Origin of the sequence: Pantoea sp. DY-17 (assembly GCF_019795975.1) — a bacterium.
Taxonomy (GTDB): Bacteria; Pseudomonadota; Gammaproteobacteria; order Enterobacterales; family Enterobacteriaceae; genus Pantoea; species Pantoea leporis.
Map to the genome: position 1 here is coordinate 938,545 of NZ_JAIMIG010000001.1, position 19,359 is coordinate 957,903.

Consider the following 19,359-nt stretch of genomic DNA (forward strand, 5'->3'; position numbering starts at 1 on the left):
TGGTATAAAGTTGGCGCATCTGTTTTATTGCCGGTTAATAAGGATCCTTCATGGCAAACACACAATATCTTCTTTGGGTAATGATTGGCACGTTAACTCTGCTTTGTATCTTTATTGGTGTGGTCGTTGGGCGGGCAAAAACGCCGCGGATTGGAACAATGACTTTCGCGGGTTTATTAGCCTTCTTCTTAGTGGCGATATTTTTAATTACTCGCTAAAGCATTGAACGCTGTAACGAGCAATATTTGCTGGGATCATTTCTGTACAGTGTCCCAGCGACTACCGTTACGGATGTGCCCCCAGCGTGGGATAATCTCCTGTTCTAACTGATAAATCAGAGCAAGGATGAGATTAAGATTATATCGCGTGACTTCATTATGATGAGTGATGCAAGGCGATGCTGATTCGATCAAATTGAAGTTTTGATATTTTTCAAGCAACTCCAGGTGAGGCAGAATCTCCTGTTCACGCTGATAATCAGCGAGAGCAGTAAATAGGTAAATATTCTTGTCCGTTTGGCGATCGCGTCGAATAGCGTTCGGCAAAAGCTTATTTAATAGCGAGATGGCTGCGGGCGTTGTCGATCCCATCATTGCGTCACCCACATTCGGCCACATTGTGGCTGCATAATCCCCGAGATAAAACTGTGGTACGGCAGTAATGATATTTTTAATATTATGCCTAACACCGAAATAGAGCGCCGCGCTGCCACCTTTTGAGGCGCCAACTATGGAAACGTTTGAGGGTGTTGTCAGCTCAATTACCGAGCGAATAAGCTGGCTTACCCCATGCTCAATTTCAAAATTCATATTGTTGCACAGATAGTAAGCGGGCAAGCCGTTGAAATCATCCTTGATCCACAACACCGCCGATTGAGTATGCTGCAAAAGGGTGAAATCGTAGATGGTGGGATCAGGAAGGTTAAACCCTGACATCACAATCAATAAATGCTGATTGTCTACTGAAGCCGGTTTATAGCGATAGTGTATATCGAGATGAGGACGAAAATTAAAAATGCAATCAGTCACGGTCAGCGGCTCAGAGAAGGAATTCGCCCAAGACAGGCGACCAATTTGTCTGATAATTAAGAATGGCGATAGATGGAATAACGACGTGGCAGCATCCTGCCGCCACGAGAATATTCAGAGCGGTTTACGCGCGGCCAGCAAGAACATCATCGGGCGATCGCGTTCTTCCGCCAGCGCGGGATTGAGTGCAACCATCTCTTCGCTCGGGCCCCATTCATCAAGATGCACGATCTCAAATCCTGCGCCAATTAACGTATTGATCCAGGTTGCCAGCTTGCGATGTTGCTTCTTCACGCCATCGGCAAACCAGTTGCTGATGCGTTCCCCTTCCTGCTGGTAATGATTAACTGGCCAGCTGCGCTGCTGCTGTTCATCCACAATCCACTGCTGTTGAGTAGGTGCAGTGTAAATCGGATGCTCACAGGAAAACACCAGCGCGCCGCCCGGCGTTAGCGCCTCAAACACGGTTGCGAAGAGTGCGTCAATATTGCTGAGGTAGTGCAGCGCCAGCGAGCTGTAGGCGAGATCATAGGATTCGTTCAGTTGCAGCGATTCTAAATCGGCGCGCTGATAGCGAATCCCGGTTCCCTGCGTCATGGTCGCGGCTTGCGCTAACATCTTCTCGGAAACGTCCAGACCCAGCACCTCACGCGCGCCTTGCTGCTGCGCGTAGCGGCAAAACCAGCCGTAACCGCAGCCGAGATCGAGAATACGTTTATCATGCAGGACGGGTAGTAGCGCACGCAGTGCGGGCCATTCTGGCGCGCCGTCTAATCCCTTAACGGAACGTGGCAAGGTGGCGTAACCGGCAAAAAAAGTGGGGTTGTCGTAAATATTCTGGCTCATACAGACTCCTTTATATGATGCGCAAAGGAGTTTAGGCGTTTAGCGCGGAATGTAAAGTCGCGTAATTATCCCACAAATAACAGATGTACCAGACGAGCGAGTGATTCCAGCAGCAGCAAGCTACCGATGAAAATAACGATTAATACACCAATGAATTGCTTCCGTCCGCTCATGCTGTTCCCTCCGCTGGCTAACGTTGCCGGACTATACTTTAAGCCGGGCTCACTAAACTTCCAGTCAACCGGGGAAGATTACATGCTTTACCAAAAGGTGAACGCGCAAATGTGGCGAAATATTTGGGTGGTTGGCGATCTGCACGGTTGCCGCGCCCAACTCGATGCGCAACTGCTCAAGCGGGATTTCGATAAGCAGCAGGATCTACTGCTGTCTGTGGGCGATTTAATCGATCGTGGCCCGGACAGCCCCGGCTGTTTAGCGCTGATGCAGGAGCCCTGGTTTCGCTGCGTGCGCGGCAATCATGAGCAGATGGCGCTCGCTGCGCTGGATGGGCGCGACCAAACCTTGTGGATGATGAACGGCGGCGAGTGGTTCTGGCAACTCAAAGGCGCAGCGTTGATCGCTGCGCGCCATGCGTTGAAGCGCTGTGCTGAGTTACCGTTAATCCTGCATCTGGATTTCGGCGATCGCGTAGTTGTGATTGCCCACGCCGATTATCCCGCCAGTCATTATGCGTTAGGGAAAGATGTTGACTGGCAGCAAGTGGTGTGGAGTCGCGATCGACTGGGACGCCATCAACGCGGCAGTTCAGCCCGCATCGATGGCGCCAGTGATTTCTACTTCGGCCACACGCCGTTAGAACAACCGCTCAATGTGGCGAATCAGCATTATATCGATACCGGCGCGGTCTTCGGCAATCGCCTCACCCTGGTGCAGTTGCAGTAACGCTTAGCGGAACAGACGTCCGTCGCGCACCAGTTCACGCGGATAACTGTTTTTAATCCGATTACCCACTTTCTTCGCCAATCCCAGCGGCTGCTGCTGGTAGGTGACGATCACCTCATCCCGGCTGGGCAACGTGTCCGGATGAATATCCTGACCGCGATACCAGCTTTCCGCTTCTGCATCGGTGAGTTCGAAATCCAGCGCGCTGCCCGGCTGCGTCAACGCCACGACCGCTTCATGCTGCCAGCGATAGCCTTTCGGGAAGGTTTCGGCCAACTTGAGGCCGATGCGCGAGAAGCGCACTTTACCCAGCCAACCCTCCAGCGCCGCCGGGAACAGCCACAGCTCTTTATCGCGCTGCCACAGCGTGTGGTTGTCATCCCACTGCAAGCCGACTTTGGCCGCGGCCTGTTGCACTTCGGCGCTCAGCTTGCGGCTGGCCGGAGAGAAGGGCAGTTTGCCGACTTTGTAGGTTGGCGTTGGCAGCGCGGGAATGCTGGCGGTTTTACGCAGACGCGCAACGAAGAAACCTTCACTATCGAAAATCTGCGGGAATACGTGCAGGAAACCTTCGGCGGTTAACGCCTGATCGGCTCCGTCGAATAAACCGTTCAGCGGCACGATTTCAACCGCGTCGGGATAACGCTGCTGCAACCAATTAATCACCTGCTGATTCTCGATTTGATTCAGTGTGCAGGTAGAGTAAATCAGCGTGCCGCCTGGCTGTAAGGCATGGAAAGCGCTGTCGAGCAGATCGCGTTGGGTTTCCGCAATCGCTTCAGTGCTGGCCAGCGTCCAGTTACGCAACGCATCAGCATCTTTGCGCACCACGCCTTCGCCAGAGCAGGGCGCATCGAGCAGAATGGCATCGAAACGCTCCGGCAGCGCGGCGCCAAATACACGACCATCAAAATGGGTCAGCGCAACATTGCTGACGCCACAGCGGCTGATGTTAGCGTGCAGCACTTTGACACGGCTGGCCGAGTATTCGTTCGCCAGAATGGCGCCTTCATTGCGCATCAGCGCGGCCATCTGAGTGGTTTTAGAACCGGGCGCGGAAGCCACATCCATCACCTGACGCGCATCGGGTGCGACGTCAAACAGCGCGGTAACCGGCAGCATCGAGCTGGCTTCCTGAATGTAGAACAGTCCGCTCAGATGCTCCGCCACGCTACCCAGCGGCAGCGATTCGTCGTCACGCTCGATCCAAAACCCTTCGGCGCACCACGGAATGGGCGATAAGCGCCAGCCATAGTCGGCGGTGCGGGCGAGGAAATCATCCACGCTAATTTTTAAGGTGTTGACGCGTAAGCTGCGACGCAGCGGTTGCTGGCTAATGGCGAGAAAGCGCTGCAGTTCGGCGTCGTCAGCAAGGCTGGCGCGCATCAGCGCGAGGAAATCTTCGGGAAAGCGATCGGACACGGGCATCTACCGGGAAACGAAATGAGCGCGAAGTGTAACACGCGAAAAAGAATCGGGCAGCCAGGCTGCCCGATTTGCTTAAGGTTAATGAGGGTCCGGAATCGCCGTGCCCCAGTCGCGCCACGCTTTCGGCGCTTCATCCTGTAGCAGGAAATGTTTGTTGGCGCCGGCCTGCGGTGCTAATGGCACCGTCGGCGGCGTGGCAAACTGTACGCCGCCGCGAATGAACTGCTGGAAGGTGCCGGTTTTCAACACGCCGCCGATCAGACCAAAATCGAAGTTATAGCCGGAAGCCAGCCAGAACACCGAGTTGTTGCGCACCAGATGTTGGTACTTTTTGCTGATACGCAGCGCAATCTGCACGCGATCCGCCATATTGCCCAGCGACGTTCCGGTGACGGTGCCGACTTCAACGCCCCGGAACAGCACTGGCGTGCCCACCGACAGCGATCCCGCGTCAGCGGCATCGACATATATTGTCAAGCCGTTCAGGTAGCGTGAATCGGTGATGGTGCTTTCCTGCAGTTCAAAGGTGCGCGCCGGCGAACCTTTGCCCGGATCGACGTTGAGATAAGGCTGCAGCAGCGTTTCGATATGGTTAACGCCCGCCGCAGAAATCTCCGGCGACACCACCGAGAAGCGGCTGCCGATGCGCGCAAAGTCCTGCACGTATTCCGGATAAAGCACCGCTTTGGCGACAACCTGATTGTTATCAGAACTCAGCGCCAGTGATTCAACCTGGCCAATATTGATGCCGAGATAGCGAATCGGCATGCCCGCCGCCAGTTTGCTGGCATCGAAGGTGTGCAGCGTAATCTGGCTGCCAACTGCACGCGCCGCGGTTTCTGACGAGTAGAGCACGCGTTTCACGCCTTTCGCCGCCTGCGCGCCGGTGAGATTATCGAAACTGATCGCGCCTTTGAGCGCGCGGTTGAGCGGGGACGCTTGCACGGTCAAACCGCTGCCGTTAAGTTGCACTTTGGCGCCGCCTTCGGCCCAAAACACACTCTCGCTGGTCAGCAACTTACGATACTGCGGCTGGATATGAATCGAGATTTCAAACGCATCCGCGCGCGGCACTACATCCACCACTTCACCGACCTGGAATTTGCGGTACAGCAGCACTGAACCGGCCTGTACATCCGGCAAGCTTTTGGCGGTAAGTTTCAGCGTGGTTGGCGGCTGTTCACCCACGATGCCTTCTTCGGCACGTTCCGCATCCGCATATAAAGGATAACGACTGGAAGGATTGCCTTTCGCGCCAGGAATCAGGCGAATGCCGCCATCTACCCACTCGCGCGCGCTGGCGCCCAGCACTTTCATCCCGTCAAGTCCAAACTTGACATCAAGGCGGCTATTCACCACAAACTTGCTGTCAGCGTGCACCAGATTACGGTGCTCCGGATTGATGGCCGCCACAAAGCTGATGCCATTTTCATCCAGCGTGCGTGAAATCACCTGACCGATTTTCATGCCATACAACATCACCGGCTGGCCGGCATCGATACCGTAGGTTTCCGGCGCGCTGAGTTTTACCGTCAGCACGTCAGGTTTCTGCAGCAATGTTTCGCTGGCTGGCAACACGGTAAACTGATCCTGCGGCTCGCCTTCGCCTGGCACCAGTTCAAAAGTATTACCGGTTAACAGGCTGCTGAGATTGGTGTCGGTCAGGCTGATCTTCGGCGTGCGCATTTCAATGCGCGTCCCGCTGCGCATCAAACCGGTTACTGAAGGATCAACCGTCAGCTCGCCGGTGACTTTGCCGCCATCCAGCAGGTTGAGTTTGGTCAAGGTGCCGACTTCCAGTCCCTGATACATCAGTGGCGTGCTATCGGCTTTCAGGTTATCGCCGCTCGGCAGGTTCAGTTTCACTTGCACGCCGCGCTGACTGCGCGCCAAATCCGGATAGAGCTGGTAGTTGGCATCCACCTGAGCTTGCTCGCCGTCATTGGGTGAATCGAAGGCAATCGCGCCATTCACTAACGCGGCGAGGCTTTCCAGCTTCACTTTGGCACCGCTCAGGCTGACATCCGCATCAACGCCGGAAACATTCCAGAAGCGGCTCTGCTTTTTCACCAGATTGATAAAGCGGCGCTCAATCAGCACATCAATGGTGACGCCGTCGGTGCTGTTGTTGAGGCTGTAATCGTAAACGCGACCCACCGGAATTTTGCGGTAATAAACCAGCGAACCGGTGTTGAGCGAGCCGAGGTCGGGCGCGCGCAGGTGGATAAGCAGTTCGCCGGTATTAACGCGATACTTCGGTTGGGTATCGAGCGCGGTGAAGTGATCGCTCTCTTTACCTTTACCCGGCATCATGCCGATGTAGTTACCGCCGACCAGCGCATCAAGCCCGGAGACGCCCGCCAATGAGGCTTTTGGCGTCACCAGCCAGAACTGAGTGTCTTCACGCAGTGCATCGCGCATGTCGCTTTTGATGCTGGCTTTAATCTGGATGCTGCGATAGTCATCACTCAGCACAATGCCTTGCACCGTACCCACTTCCACGCCCTGATAACGAATCGGCGTGCGGCCTGGCACAATCCCGTCGGCAGTCTGGAAGTTAATGGTGATCGTCGTACCGCGTTCCTGATAGTTGGTCCATAGCAGCCAGCCAGCAATCAGCAGGGCGATGATGGGCAATAACCAGAATGGCGAAATCTTGCGCTTGTTGCGCAGATTGGCGCTAGTCGGTGTAGTCGGCGTTTCCTGTTGCATGTGCATCCCAGATCAGGCGGCTATCAAGCCACTCTACAGCCATAATGGTCAGGACAACGGCGGCACCAAAATAGAAGGCGGCCGGTCCCATGGTGAAAGCCAGCAGCTGATCACGATTGACCAGCGACATGGTTACAGCAATGACGAACAGATCCAGCATCGACCAGCGGCCCACCCAGGTGACGGCGCGCAGCAGGCGAATGCGGGTTTTTAAGCCCTGTTCGCATTTAAAGTGAATGCTGAGTAACAGAGTCAACATCACTAACACTTTGGTAAAGGGCACCAGAATGCTGGCGATAAATACCACCGCGGCCACCGGTATATTGCCCGATGCCAATCCCAGAATGCCGGAGAAGATGGTGTCTTCACGGCGTGCGCCATTAACGTAGACCACCGAAATCGGCAGCAAATTGGCGGGGATCAGCAGCACAATCGAGGCGATGAGCGCCGCCCAGGATTTCTGCAAACTGTGGCGTCGGCGGTAGTCAAGCGGCGTGTGGCAACGCGTGCAGCGCCCACGCTCATCGGCTACACCGGTTTGATGGCAATTCAGGCACACTTGCCACTCTTCAGGCGGGGAGGTGGGCATCGCTTGCGGATAATAGTGTTCCCACAGTTGCTCGACGTTCAGGTGGATCAGCGTCAGCAGGCTCAGCACCGTCAGCGCAATATAGGCCACTAAACCGTAGCCCACTTCCAGTGAGGCGTAATCCTGCACTTTGATCGATGCCACCGCCACGCCGACCAGATAGATATCCAGCATCACCCACTCTTTGAGCTTGTCCATCATCAGCAGGACCGGGCGCAGGTTCATTCCGAGCGCGTTGCCCACCCACAAATAGAGAATGCCGATGACCAGCGTAACCGGCGCGCCAATGGTGCAAAACGCCACCATTGAAGCGGTAAGGATGTTGCCTTGCTGCGTCATTTGGATCACGCCCTCCAGCAGGCTGGCGTTAATGCGCATGCCAAGCAAACGAATATCAACTAACGGCAAGCTAAAGGCGAACGGCATCAACACGATCATGACCACCGCCATGGCGGTGAGTCGCGTCATCGACCAGTCACGACCGCTCTGAATTTGTGCATGGCAGCTCGGGCAATAGGCTGTCTGATGCGATTTCACATCCGGTAAGGAAAAAAGGGTATCGCATTGCGGACAACGCTGATAACGTGCGTGGGGCAACGTCTGGCTGATAGCGTGAATTTTCATAGGTGACGCAAGTGCCCATCGTTCGTTACGGTTACCGGCATGCTGAGTAGCGCAAAGTTGCCTGCAATATTCGGTGGTACCAGAATACGCTTATCCACCGACTGCTAAGGGTATAGTAACTAACAGAATGATTCACCTTCTGCGCCTGGATTATTAGTGCTTATTTTAACAACTGAGTGACAACAAGGTCACCCCAGTGACGAGTTATGGTTGAACAATGAACAAAAAAGCTTTTTACGAGGATTTGAATCGCGATGTCCGCGCTCTGTTGGCGGGTGAAACCTCGTTCCTGGCCGCGCTCGGCAATTGCAGTGCACTGCTTTTCGAACGCCTTGAAGGCGTGAACTGGGCTGGATTCTATTTACTGACGGAACCGAACACGCTGGTGCTGGGCCCGTTCCAGGGCAAAATCGCCTGCGTACGTATTCCGGTTGGCAAAGGCGTGTGTGGAACCGCGGTAGCCGAGGACAAAGTGCAATTGGTGGAAGACGTGCACGCGTTCCCTGGCCATATCGCGTGTGACGCCGCCAGTAATGCTGAAATCGTGATTCCTCTGAAAGTAAATGGCACCCTCGTGGGTGTTTTAGATATTGATAGTACGGTTTATTCTCGCTTCGATAGCGAGGACGAAGCGGGGCTGATGGCCCTTACCGACGGGCTTTGTGAAGTGCTGGCGGGCAGCGACATCGTAAAATTTATTCAGCTGACGCACAGCTAATCGACTGGATCACATAGCATTTGGCGATGTTGTCATTATAATGTCGCCTGTTCATGCCTGCTCTGGTCGGCAAATCCGTTGTAATCAGGAAATTTCATGGAAAATCAACCTAAGTTGAATAGCAGTAAAGAAGTCATCGCCTTTTTGGCGGAACGTTTTCCGCAATGCTTTAGCGCCGAAGGCGAGGCGCGTCCGCTCAAAATCGGCATTTTTCAAGATCTGGTCGAGCGTGTTCAAGGCGAACTGAGCCTGAGCAAGACGCAACTGCGTTCTGCCTTACGTCTTTATACCTCTAGCTGGCGTTATCTTTATGGCATCAAAGCGGGTGCCATTCGTGTCGATCTCGATGGCAACGCCTGTGGCGTGCTGGATGAGCAACACGTAGAACATGCGCGCAAGCAACTGGAAGAAGCGAAAGCCCGCGTTCAGGCGCAGCGCGATCAGCAGAAAGCGAAGAAGCGTGAAGCCGGTGAAGAGACCGCTGAACGTCGTCCGCGCAAGCCTGCTCCGCGTAAAGCTGCCGAAGGTGATGCAGCGCGTAAGCCACGTCCTCAGGCGCCGCGTGCGGCCGCGACTGAGCGTGCAGCCGCACCGCAGCCACCGCGGGCCAAACCTGTCACTGATACCTCAACGTTGCAGCCCGGCCAGAACATCAAAGTGACTGCAGGCAAAGGTGCAATGGACGCTACCATTCTTGAAATTACTAAAGATGGCGTTCGGGTTCAGCTCGCTTCCGGCATGGCTATGATTGTGCGCGCAGAACATTTGCAGTTCTGAAACGGAGGCTGACCCTGGCATGAACAACATTTTAAAGATCGGTATGATCGCGGGCCTGCTTTTAGCAGGCCCCACCTTTGGTGCAGATAATATTACCCGCGCCGACCAGATTCCCCAGCTACACGAAGAGCCACAGCATCCCACCGTCAGCGAACGCGTTACCTCGCGTTTCACCCGCTCTCACTATCGTCAGTTCGATTTGAATCAGGACTTCTCCGCGAAAATTTTTGATCGCTACCTGAATCTGCTCGACTACAGCCATAACGTGTTGCTGGCATCGGATATCGCGCAGTTCGCCGATAAGAAAACTACCGTGGGTGATGAGTTCCGCAGCGGTAAGCTGGATGTGTTTTACGATCTCTACAATCTGGCGCAGAAACGCCGCTTTGAGCGCTATCAATATGCGCTGAGCGTGCTGAATCGCCCAATGAATTTCACCGGCAATGACACCATTGACATTGACCGGGCAAAATCGCCATGGCCAAAGAGCGTCGATGAGCTCAACGCGCTGTGGGATGCCAAAGTTAAATATGACGAACTGAGCCTGAAACTGGCCGGTAAAGATGAGAAAGAGATCCGCGAAACGCTGACCAAGCGTTACAACTTTGCCATCCGTCGTCTGGCGCAAAGCAACAGTGAAGATGTGTTCCAGCTGGCGATGACCGCGTTCGCGCATGAAATCGACCCGCACACTAACTATCTTTCGCCGCGCAACACCGAGCAATTCAACACTGAAATGAGCCTGTCGCTGGAAGGTATCGGCGCAGTGCTGCAGATGGATGACGATTACACGGTGATCAACTCGATGGTCGCAGGTGGTCCGGCGGCGAAGAGCAAAGCGATCAGTGTGGGCGACCGCATTGTCGGTGTCGCTCAGCCGGGCAAACCCATGGAAGATGTGATTGGCTGGCGTCTGGATGATGTGGTTTCAAAAATCAAAGGACCGAAAGGCAGCAAAGTACGCCTGGAAATCCTGCCTGCTGGCAAGGGCACCAAAACCCGTACCGTGACGCTGACGCGTGAAAAAATCCGTCTGGAAGATCGCGCTGTAAAAGGCACCGTGCATAACGTCGGCAAACAGAAAGTTGGCGTGCTCGACATTCCTGGCTTCTACGTTGGTCTGACTGACGATGTGAAGGTGCAGCTGCAGAAGCTGCAGAAGCAAAACGTCGACAGCGTGGTGATCGATCTGCGTACCAACGGCGGTGGCGCTTTGACCGAAGCCGTTTCACTTTCGGGCCTGTTTATTCCAAGCGGTCCGGTGGTGCAGGTGCGTGATAACAATGGCCGCGTGCGTGAAGACAGCGATAACGACGGCATCGTCTATTACAAAGGTCCGCTGGTGGTGCTGGTTGATCGCTTCAGTGCTTCGGCTTCTGAGATCTTCGCTGCGGCGATGCAGGATTACGGTCGTGCGCTGATTGTTGGTGAACCGACCTTTGGTAAAGGCACCGTGCAGCAGTATCGTTCACTGAACCGTATTTACGATCAGATGCTGCGTCCAGAGTGGCCAGCGCTGGGTTCTGTACAATACACCATTCAGAAGTTCTACCGCATTAACGGTGGCAGCACGCAGCGTAAAGGCGTAACGCCAGATCTGCTGATGCCAACCGGCGTTGAAGCGGCAGAAACCGGCGAGAAGTTCGAGGACAACGCGCTGCCTTGGGACAGTGTGAATGCGGCAAGCTACACCAAAACCGGCGATATCGCGCCGCTGGTACCGCAGCTGACCAAAGAGCACGCCGATCGCATCGCTAAAGATCGCGAGTTCCAGTACATCATGAAAGATATTGCGCGTTTCGATGCGATGAAAGACAAGCGTAATATCGTGTCGCTCAATCTTGCCCAACGTGAGAAAGAGAACCGCGAAGATGATGCACTGCGTCTGGAGCGCATTAACGCGCGCTATCAGGCGGAAGGTAAAGCGCCGCTGAAGAGCATCGAAGATCTGCCGAAAGACTATAAAGAGCCGGATCCGTATCTGGATGAAACGGTGAAAATCGCTAACGATATGGCGCAGCTGGAGAAATCTCAGCCTGCTGCCGCAAGCGCGAAGTAACCGTCTGGTTTGTGAAATAGCACCGCTTCGGCGGTGCTTTTTTTTACGCTAAAATCGTTGTTAAGCCTTACTAACGCAGCGAACTTCGCACTTCACTGCCTAATGTAAAGTTATGTCTTTTTAGGCACTTAAAGATTAAGGTTGCTTGAAATGCGCGGCGATGACCATAGGATAGATATCCGCGCATATGCGCGTGCACAACTGAGGAAGATTAACGTTTATGATGCGTATTGCTCTTTTCCTGCTCACCAACCTGGCGGTGATGTTGGTATTCGGACTGATTTTGAGTCTGACAGGAATCCAGTCAAGCAGTGTTATGGGTCTGATGATTATGGCAGGTCTGTTTGGCTTCGGCGGTGCGTTTGTTTCACTGCTGATGTCTAAATGGATGGCGCTACGTTCCGTTGGCGGTGAAGTCATTGAACAACCGCGTAATGAGACGGAACGCTGGCTGATGGATACCGTCGGCCGCCAGGCACAACAGGCTGGCATTGCGATGCCGCAGGTGGCGATTTATCACGCGCCCGACATTAACGCCTTTGCGACAGGCGCACGCCGAGACGCGTCGCTGGTCGCTGTTTCCACCGGCCTGTTGCAAAACATGAGCCGTGATGAAGCTGAAGCGGTGCTGGCGCACGAAATCGCCCATATCGCCAACGGTGACATGATCACCATGACGCTGATTCAGGGTGTGGTGAACACCTTTGTGATCTTCATCTCGCGAATTTTGGCGCAGATCGCTTCCGGCTTCCTGTCGGGTAACCGCGACGGTGAAGAGAGCAGCAACGGAAATCCGATGGTGTATTTCGCGGTCTCGATGGTGTTAGAACTGCTGTTCGGCTTCCTCGCCAGCATCATCACCATGTGGTTCTCACGTCACCGTGAATTCCACGCCGATGCGGGTTCTGCCAAACTGGTTGGACGCGAGAAGATGATTGCCGCACTGCAGCGTCTGAAAACCAGTTACGAGCCGCAGGAGCCAAGCAGCATGATGGCATTCTGCATCAACGGTAAAAACAAATCGTTGAGCGAGCTGTTCATGTCGCATCCGCCGCTCGATAAACGTATCGAAGCGCTGCGTAGCGGCGAATACCTGAAGTAGTCGGTAATAGACAGAAAAAAGGGCGCCAGATGGCGCCCTTGCTGTTTCTATGACTCAGCAGCCTGCCGCGACTGCGTCATGCGCGCCAGGCTCACCAAGGCAGCGACGCTGGCAAAGCTACCCGCTAACAGCAGTGAGGCGTGTGTGCCGCTGTCGTTGAACAGATTAAACATTAGCGCCACTAGCGCCGCGCCGCTGCTTTGTCCCACCAGACGCGCGGTACCCAGCATTCCGCTGGCACCACCGCTGCGGTTACGCGGTGCTGCGGTGATGATGGTGTGATTGTTAGGCGACTGGAACAGGCCGAAACCGGCACCGCACAGCATCATGCGCCAGATGATATCCACGTCAGTTGGCTGCGTCGGTAAAAGCGCCAGCAGGAATAGCCCGGCAGCGAACATCGCTAATCCCATTCCGCCTAATAATCCGGCATGGAACTTCTCGATCAGGCGACCTGCAATGGGTGCCATCACCATGGTTGCCAGCGGCCACGGCGTGAGCAGCAAGCCGGTTGCCACTTCATCCCGGCCCAGCACGTTTTGCAGGAAGAACGGCAACGCCACCATCGCCAGCATCTGCGCGCAGAACGAGCAAATTGAGGTGCCGATCGACAGCGAAAAGATCGGAATGCGCAGCAAGTCCACCGGTAGCAATGGCACCGGCATCGCTAACTGGCGACGAACGAAAACAATGCCCACCAACACCAATGCTACCAATTCGGCCACAATCAGCCAGCCGTTTTGTCCCTGCGAGAAACCGCTCAGTGCCGATATGAGCAGGCCAAAGAACAGCGCATTCATCACCGCGCTTGGCACGTCGAATTTCTGTTGTTTGGCTTTCTGGGTGTTATCCGGCAGGAAACGCAACGCCAACCACAGCGCAACGATGCCGAGTGGAATGTTGATCAGAAACAGCCATTTCCAGCTGGCAACAGACAGGATCGCCGCTGCTACGGTTGGACCGGCCGCGCTGGAGACCGCAACAATCAGCGAATTGATCGCCATACCGCGCCCGAGGAAGCGCTGTGGATAGATGATACGGATAAGCGCCGTGTTCACGCTCATCAATGCGGCACCACCAAAGCCTTGCAGCACACGCGCCACGGTCAGCGTATTCAACGATGAGGAGAGGGCGCAAAACAGTGAGGTAGCGATAAACAGCGCGAGTCCAACCTGATAGACGCGGCGGTAGCCGAGCATATCGCCGAGAAACGACAGCGACAGCAGCGAAATAACGATGGCGATTTGGTAGGCGTTAACAATCCAGATCGATTCGGCTGGGCTGGCATTCAATTCACGCGCAATGGTTGGTAAGGCCACGTTGGCGATAGCTCCATCCAGCACCGCCATCATAATACCGAGTGCAATGGTGATGATCGCGCCATAGCGCTGTGGAAGGGGTAATCCATCCTGGGCAACAATAGAAGGCATAAGTAAAGTAAGTAAAGAGAGTGAATATCATCATGCTAATCAATTCGCTGCCGAAAAGCACCGCATTCATTGACATAAAATTACGTGTGGATGTGTCACTTAGCGTCAGTCGTTGCCGCCATCATGCTGAAACGCATATACTGGCGCTTCTGTTCCGTTTTTTTTGAAACACTGTCAAAAAGGATACGCGCCATGGCGAGCAGTGATAATGATAAACAGCCAGACTCGGTTTCATCAGTGATGAAAGTGTTTGGCATTCTGCAGGCGCTGGGCGAAGAGCGCGATCACGGCATCACCGAACTGTCCCAACGCGTGATGATGTCAAAAAGTACCGTTTATCGCTTTTTACAGACCATGAAATCGCTTGGCTATGTGGCGCAGGAAGGAGAAAGTGAGAAATACTCGCTGACGCTCAAGCTGTTCGAACTCGGCGCCAAAGCGTTGCAGAACGTTGATCTGATTCGTAGCGCCGATATTGAGATGCGTGAGCTGTCGCGTCTGACTAAAGAAACCATTCACCTCGGCGCGCTGGAAGAAGACAGCATCGTCTACATCCATAAAATCGATTCTCTTTATAACCTGCGTATGTATTCGCGCATCGGCCGCCGCAATCCACTGCACACCACCGCGATTGGTAAAGTGCTGCTGGCATGGCGCGATCGCGCTGAAGTACAGGAGATCCTGAGCGAAGTGGAATTCCGCCGCAGTACCGCGAAAACCATTGTCACTGCAGAAGCGTTGCTAGCGGTGTTGGATCAGGTAAAAGTACAGGGATTTGGCGAAGATAATGAAGAGCAGGAAGAGGGCTTACGTTGCATCGCGGTGCCGGTATTTGACCGTTTTGGCGTGGTGATTGCGGGGCTAAGCATCTCGTTCCCCACCATTCGTTTTTCCGAAGAAGCCAAAAATGAGTATGTGGCGATGCTGCATCGTGCGGCGCGCAATCTGTCTGAACAAATGGGCTACCACAACTATCCTTTCTGAAATGAAAAACGGGCTGTTGCCAGCCCGTTTCAACGCTTAATTGTCGACCACTTCGCCACTTTTCTTCAGCAGTGGACAATCCGTTACGCCGACGATACCGCTGTCTGTGTGCAGATACTGTGCCGTAATCATACCGCGTGCGGTCAGATAGCTGCATTGCAGCCCCAATCCCGCCGCATTCTTATTGCTGCCGGTGAGTACGCCATAGCCGGTCAGCAGCATCGCTAACCAAATTAATGCCACCAGCATAATCGTCCGAATAAGTAGTTTCATCTTATCTCCTTGTGATACACAACGCAGCGCATCCAACCTTGCTGCGAATCTACTGTAACAGCATGCCGCGCTTTAGCCATCGAATCGATCAGAGATAACTGAAAGAGAGGGCAGGCGGGATAATCTGCTTTCCGTCGCTACCCATTATCTTTTGCGTCGGCAGCGAGTAGAATCAGCGGCGGAGTAGATGTTTGATTTTTGACTATAGAGGCAGTTATGAACGAATTAGCCGCAAACACCAGCCCGCTGTTTAACTATGGCGTTCTGGCCATCATCATTCTTGTGGCCTTTATTGTCTGGTTCTTTGTCAACCGGGCAAGCGTGCGTGCCAGTGAGCAGATCCGTTTGCTGGAAGCCGTTATCGAAGAGCAAAAGAAACAGAATGCGCTCCTGCGCCGTCTGGTTGACGCACAGCCATCCACAGCAAAACCACCAGCGGATGAAGACGCGGATGAAAAACGCGATTTTATTCGGATGATCCCGGAACGTTAAGCCGTTAAAAGGGGGAAAATAATCGTCGTTATGGCAACCGCTGCGCACTGAAATGGTGCGTGGCGGGATAAAGGCTTCTAATAATTTCCCTTTTAAGCCAGGTGTGAATAGCAACCATACCTGCCAGAAAGAATTTCAACTAAGATTTATCCTAAGGAGTTTTTGTTAAATCAAGCTCTTCAATGTTCTTTTTAACATTTAATTGTTGGGTAGATAGTTAAAATTGAGATAAATGCCACTTAATGTTAATGCGTTTATATGGGGCGCATATTATTGGTTTCTCCTGATTTTGGTGCAAAGCAATTAATAACTTATACCTGAGAAAATTATTTGTACAAGATTTGAACGGCGCGCAGTTGTTGTGTAGCGAGCGAAGTTTTCAGTGGAATATTTTATTGATGCCATATTAGTGCAATATTTTTGTCGTACTGTTAACCCCTAAAATTGTACCAATATAGACATTACCGCTGCGCTTGACTAAGCGGCAATTTGGCGCTAACTATACTGACTGATAACCCTTTTTTGCGCACCTTCCGCGTTGGGTGTCAATATGTTGATTGATGAAGTGCAGCGCCAATTAACTAATTATGTGCGTCACGTCGATCACCGTTTAAAAATGGCTTGCCATTAATTTACGGATATGTGATAACAAATCGTAGGTCAAACGAGGTACAGTTCTGTTTATGTATGGCATCTTCAGTAAAGAAGTTACGAGTAAAGACGTTGACGTTGAATACCGCTTCCTTGCCGAACCTTAAATTAGTGCCTCATTCAGTAATGTCTCTGGTTTATCTGTAAGTCTGCCTGCGGGCAATATAATCATTGAAAGGAAATTTGCGAAATGGCAAAGATTAAAGGTCAGGTTAAGTGGTTCAACGAGTCTAAAGGTTTTGGTTTTATTACTCCTGCTGATGGTAGCAAAGATGTGTTCGTACACTTCTCTGCAATCCAGGGCAATGGTTTTAAAACTCTGGCCGAAGGCCAAAGCGTTGAGTTCGAAATCCAGGATGGCCAGAAAGGTCCTGCTGCGGTCAACGTTACCCCAATCTGATTTCGCCCTCAGGCTCGGTGCCATGCACCACTGAAACGAATCCTAAAGCCCCGTTCACTGAACGGGGCTTTTTCTTTTATTCTTTCTGTAGCCAGATGATCAGGGTAAACTGCGCCGCGAATTGCTAACCCGGAGTTGTCTATGTCTTTGATTTGCCCACTTTGTCATCAGCCTTTATTGCAGCAGGCGAATAGCTTCCGCTGTGATGCAGGTCATCAGTTTGATCAGGCGAAAGAAGGGTACGTCAATTTACTGCCGGTGCAGCACAAAGGTTCGCGCGAACCGGGCGATAGCGCCGAGATGCTGCAGGCACGACGCGCCTTTCTCGATGCCGGACACTATCAGCCGTTGCAAGAGGGTGTCGCCGGGATCCTCGCGCAGCATCTGAGTGAGCAAGGTGCGCAGCTGTTAGATATCGGATGTGGAGAAGGTTATTACACTGCGGCGATGGCAGATGCGTTACCGCAGGCGCAACTCTTTGGGCTGGATGTAGCGAAAGCGGCGATTCGCATGGCAGCAAAAGGTTATCGCGAGGTGAAATTTTGCGTGGCGTCCAGCCAGCGTTTACCTTTTGCCGATGCTTCTCTGGATGGCGTGGTGCGCATCTATGCGCCCTGCAATGAAGATGAGCTGAGCCGCGTAATTAAAGCAGGTGGCTACCTGCTAACGGTGACGCCGGGACCGCATCACTTGCAGCAATTCAAGGCGCTGATTTATCGCGAAGTGCAGCTGCACGCGGCGGAAGAGAAGGTGTATGCCGGCTTCAGGCAGGTCGATCAACAAAATCTGCATTACAGCATGACGTTGAGCGGAAGTGAGGCGGTGAGCTTATTGCAGATGACGCCATTTGCCTGGCGTGCACGCGAAGAAGTGTGGCAGAACCTGGCGGCATCCAGCGAGTTTAACTGTGATGCCGACTTTATGCTGACGTTATGGCAGCGCGATTAACGCGCCTCCACCAGCGTATTGTAGATCCGTTCCAGGTCATCAAGCTGTTTGACAGCAATCAGCAGGCGGCGCTGCTCCAGCTGCATCACCAGAATGCCATCCTCTGACAGATTCATACTCTGAATGCGATCGTAGTCGATCCACACGCTGCCAAAAAACAGTCCATTTTCCTTCATCAACAGCTTCGGGCTGCGCACCCAGAATAACCAAATCGCCATAAAGCACAGCACCATCAGCAAATTGGTGGTGAGTTGTGTGCCATGTTTATCCATGTTGTTCCACAGCAGAATCAGCAGCAGCACCACGAAAATGGCGCTATCGATTTTATGGCGACGGCGCAGTGCGACGCGCAGTTTTGTAGGGCCATTACGGCGCGGCAGGATCGCTTCATCATAGATGGCGAACAAAATGAAGCCTGCAATCAGCAGGGCGATCAGGGCGTCAGTCAGTGACATAAGATGTTCTTCCTCAATCGAAATTATCTCAACGTGGGCGCTCAGATAATGCCGCTCAATAATAGCCGGGAGCAGGGCTCCCGGCGGGATGATTACAGACCGAGCAGGCCGATCCAGTAACCGAAGATACCGAGGGCAAAGAAGCCGACGATAATCCACAACGCATTCACCTTACGACGCAGCAGCCACATACAGCCAAAGGTTAGCAGCAGTGGAATCAGGCCTGGCATCAGCTGATCGAGGATAGATTGCACCGTGGTAACCGTGGTTTTACCGGTCTGGTCGGTAATGCGCGACACTACCAGCGGCACATTCACATGCGTCCACTTGTTAACCAGGGCCCCCATGACAAAGAGGCCGAGAATCGACGCGCCCTCCGTCAGTTTCTGCAGGAAACCGCCGCCCATATCGCTGACGATATCAACGCCTTTACGGTAGCCGTACGCCACACCGTAATAACGCGTCAACAGACGCACGGCGTTAAACAGGATGAAGAACAGCAATGGACCCAGCAGGCTACCGCTCATCGCGATACCGGCACCCAGCGCAGCAAACACCGGACGCACGGTACCCCAGAAGATCGGGTCACCCACACCCGCCAGCGGACCCATCAGACCCACTTTGATGCCGTTAATCGCCGCATCATCAATCGGCGCACCGTTGGCACGCTGCTCTTCCATCGCCATGGTGACGCCCAGCACAGGCGCCGCTACGTAAGGATGGGTGTTGAAGAACTCAAGATGACGTTTAATCGCCTGTTTACGTTCGTCGTTGTTTTCTGGATAGAGGCGACGAATCACCGGCACCATTGAGTAGCAAAAACCCAGCGCCTGCATACGTTCAAAGTTCCACGAACCCTGAAACAGGTTAGAGCGCAGGAACACACCGCGGACATCGCCGGGGGTGAGTTTCTTTGGAGTGTTAGTTGTATCAACCATGA

Annotated in this window: 20 protein-coding genes; 11 read left to right on the plus strand and 9 right to left on the minus strand. The window is 53.4% G+C overall.

Annotated features, from left to right (window positions below; all coding sequences use genetic code 11):
* The first annotated feature begins 50 nt into the window (after positions 1-50).
* Positions 51-218 carry a hypothetical protein gene (locus K5Y33_RS04505; RefSeq protein WP_167391209.1) on the plus strand — a complete coding sequence of 56 codons (168 nt, stop codon included), beginning with the start codon at positions 51-53 and terminating at the stop codon, positions 216-218.
* Between the two features lie 36 nt (positions 219-254).
* On the opposite strand, the gene K5Y33_RS04510 is transcribed toward K5Y33_RS04505, so the two are convergent.
* Positions 255-1,028 carry a hypothetical protein gene (locus tag K5Y33_RS04510; RefSeq protein ID WP_222233330.1) on the minus strand — a complete coding sequence of 258 codons (774 nt, stop codon included), beginning with the start codon at positions 1,026-1,028 and terminating at the stop codon, positions 255-257.
* A 114-nt stretch (positions 1,029-1,142) separates the two neighbouring features.
* Positions 1,143-1,874, minus strand: a complete 732-nt coding sequence (locus K5Y33_RS04515) for a trans-aconitate 2-methyltransferase (protein ID WP_222233331.1) — start codon at positions 1,872-1,874, stop codon at positions 1,143-1,145.
* Positions 1,875-2,129: 255 nt separating this feature from the next.
* Between K5Y33_RS04515 and K5Y33_RS04520 the strand changes: the two genes are divergently transcribed.
* Positions 2,130-2,777, plus strand: a complete 648-nt coding sequence (locus K5Y33_RS04520) for a metallophosphoesterase (protein WP_222233332.1) — start codon at positions 2,130-2,132, stop codon at positions 2,775-2,777.
* A gap of 3 nt (positions 2,778-2,780) precedes the next feature.
* Here K5Y33_RS04520 and rsmF read toward each other — a convergent pair whose 3' ends face one another.
* The 3 genes from rsmF to yebS form a co-directional block, all read right to left on the minus strand.
* Positions 2,781-4,205: a 16S rRNA (cytosine(1407)-C(5))-methyltransferase RsmF gene (gene rsmF / locus K5Y33_RS04525; protein WP_222233333.1), complete on the minus strand. Its 1,425-nt coding sequence runs from the start codon at positions 4,203-4,205 to the stop codon at positions 2,781-2,783.
* 78 nt (positions 4,206-4,283) lie between these two features.
* Entirely contained in the window at positions 4,284-6,917 is a 2,634-nt protein-coding gene (locus tag K5Y33_RS04530) for a PqiB family protein (protein WP_110866296.1), read from the minus strand.
* A complete protein-coding gene (yebS, locus tag K5Y33_RS04535) occupies positions 6,886-8,130 on the minus strand; it encodes a membrane integrity lipid transport subunit YebS (protein ID WP_222233334.1) in 1,245 nt (414 codons plus the stop codon). Before yebS ends, K5Y33_RS04530 begins: the two co-directional genes overlap by 32 nt.
* A 217-nt stretch (positions 8,131-8,347) precedes the next feature.
* Here yebS and K5Y33_RS04540 point away from each other — a divergent pair, with 217 nt between their 5' ends.
* From K5Y33_RS04540 to htpX, 4 genes are all read left to right on the plus strand, one after another.
* Positions 8,348-8,848, plus strand: a complete 501-nt coding sequence (locus tag K5Y33_RS04540; RefSeq protein ID WP_101764180.1) for a GAF domain-containing protein — start codon at positions 8,348-8,350, stop codon at positions 8,846-8,848.
* Between the two features lie 96 nt (positions 8,849-8,944).
* Positions 8,945-9,625: an RNA chaperone ProQ gene (gene proQ / locus K5Y33_RS04545; protein ID WP_110866294.1), complete on the plus strand. Its 681-nt coding sequence runs from the start codon at positions 8,945-8,947 to the stop codon at positions 9,623-9,625.
* 19 nt (positions 9,626-9,644) lie between these two features.
* Positions 9,645-11,684: a carboxy terminal-processing peptidase gene (prc, locus tag K5Y33_RS04550; protein ID WP_110866293.1), complete on the plus strand. Its 2,040-nt coding sequence runs from the start codon at positions 9,645-9,647 to the stop codon at positions 11,682-11,684.
* A 220-nt stretch (positions 11,685-11,904) separates the two neighbouring features.
* Positions 11,905-12,786, plus strand: a complete 882-nt coding sequence (htpX, locus tag K5Y33_RS04555) for a protease HtpX (protein WP_101764183.1) — start codon at positions 11,905-11,907, stop codon at positions 12,784-12,786.
* A gap of 47 nt (positions 12,787-12,833) precedes the next feature.
* Here the strand turns inward: htpX and K5Y33_RS04560 are convergent, their stop codons facing one another.
* Complete coding sequence (locus K5Y33_RS04560; RefSeq protein ID WP_222233335.1) at positions 12,834-14,216, minus strand: MFS transporter; 1,383 nt, start codon at positions 14,214-14,216, stop codon at positions 12,834-12,836.
* A 192-nt stretch (positions 14,217-14,408) separates the two neighbouring features.
* On the opposite strand from K5Y33_RS04560, the gene kdgR reads away from it, so the two are divergent.
* Positions 14,409-15,200, plus strand: a complete 792-nt coding sequence (gene kdgR, locus K5Y33_RS04565) for a DNA-binding transcriptional regulator KdgR (RefSeq protein WP_101764185.1) — start codon at positions 14,409-14,411, stop codon at positions 15,198-15,200.
* Between the two features lie 36 nt (positions 15,201-15,236).
* Here kdgR and K5Y33_RS04570 read toward each other — a convergent pair whose 3' ends face one another.
* On the minus strand, positions 15,237-15,473 hold the full coding sequence (locus K5Y33_RS04570) for a YobH family protein (RefSeq protein WP_008110416.1): 237 nt from the start codon (positions 15,471-15,473) through the stop codon (positions 15,237-15,239).
* A 216-nt stretch (positions 15,474-15,689) separates the two neighbouring features.
* On the opposite strand from K5Y33_RS04570, the gene K5Y33_RS04575 reads away from it, so the two are divergent.
* The 4 genes from K5Y33_RS04575 to rlmA all read left to right on the plus strand — a co-directional run bounded on the left by K5Y33_RS04575 (position 15,690) and on the right by rlmA (position 17,964).
* Positions 15,690-15,965 (plus strand): YebO family protein, encoded by a 276-nt coding sequence (locus K5Y33_RS04575; protein ID WP_008110415.1) that lies wholly within the window; start codon positions 15,690-15,692, stop codon positions 15,963-15,965.
* Between the two features lie 683 nt (positions 15,966-16,648).
* Positions 16,649-16,723: a DUF2627 domain-containing protein gene (locus K5Y33_RS04580; protein ID WP_110866451.1), complete on the plus strand. Its 75-nt coding sequence runs from the start codon at positions 16,649-16,651 to the stop codon at positions 16,721-16,723.
* 83 nt (positions 16,724-16,806) lie between these two features.
* Positions 16,807-17,016: a transcription antiterminator/RNA stability regulator CspE gene (gene cspE, locus K5Y33_RS04585; protein ID WP_008110414.1), complete on the plus strand. Its 210-nt coding sequence runs from the start codon at positions 16,807-16,809 to the stop codon at positions 17,014-17,016.
* A gap of 141 nt (positions 17,017-17,157) precedes the next feature.
* The gene (rlmA, locus tag K5Y33_RS04590) at positions 17,158-17,964 is read left to right on the plus strand and encodes a 23S rRNA (guanine(745)-N(1))-methyltransferase (protein ID WP_222233336.1); all 807 of its coding nucleotides are present in this window, start codon (positions 17,158-17,160) and stop codon (positions 17,962-17,964) included.
* On the opposite strand, the gene K5Y33_RS04595 is transcribed toward rlmA, so the two are convergent.
* Together K5Y33_RS04595 and K5Y33_RS04600 are read right to left on the minus strand one after the other, a co-directional pair.
* A complete protein-coding gene (locus K5Y33_RS04595) occupies positions 17,961-18,419 on the minus strand; it encodes a DUF986 family protein (protein WP_222233337.1) in 459 nt (152 codons plus the stop codon). The two genes, rlmA and K5Y33_RS04595, sit on opposite strands and share 4 nt — an antisense overlap.
* Positions 18,420-18,511: 92 nt before the next feature.
* Entirely contained in the window at positions 18,512-19,357 is an 846-nt protein-coding gene (locus tag K5Y33_RS04600) for a PTS mannose transporter subunit IID (protein ID WP_008110411.1), read from the minus strand.
* Positions 19,358-19,359: the final 2 nt, after the last annotated feature.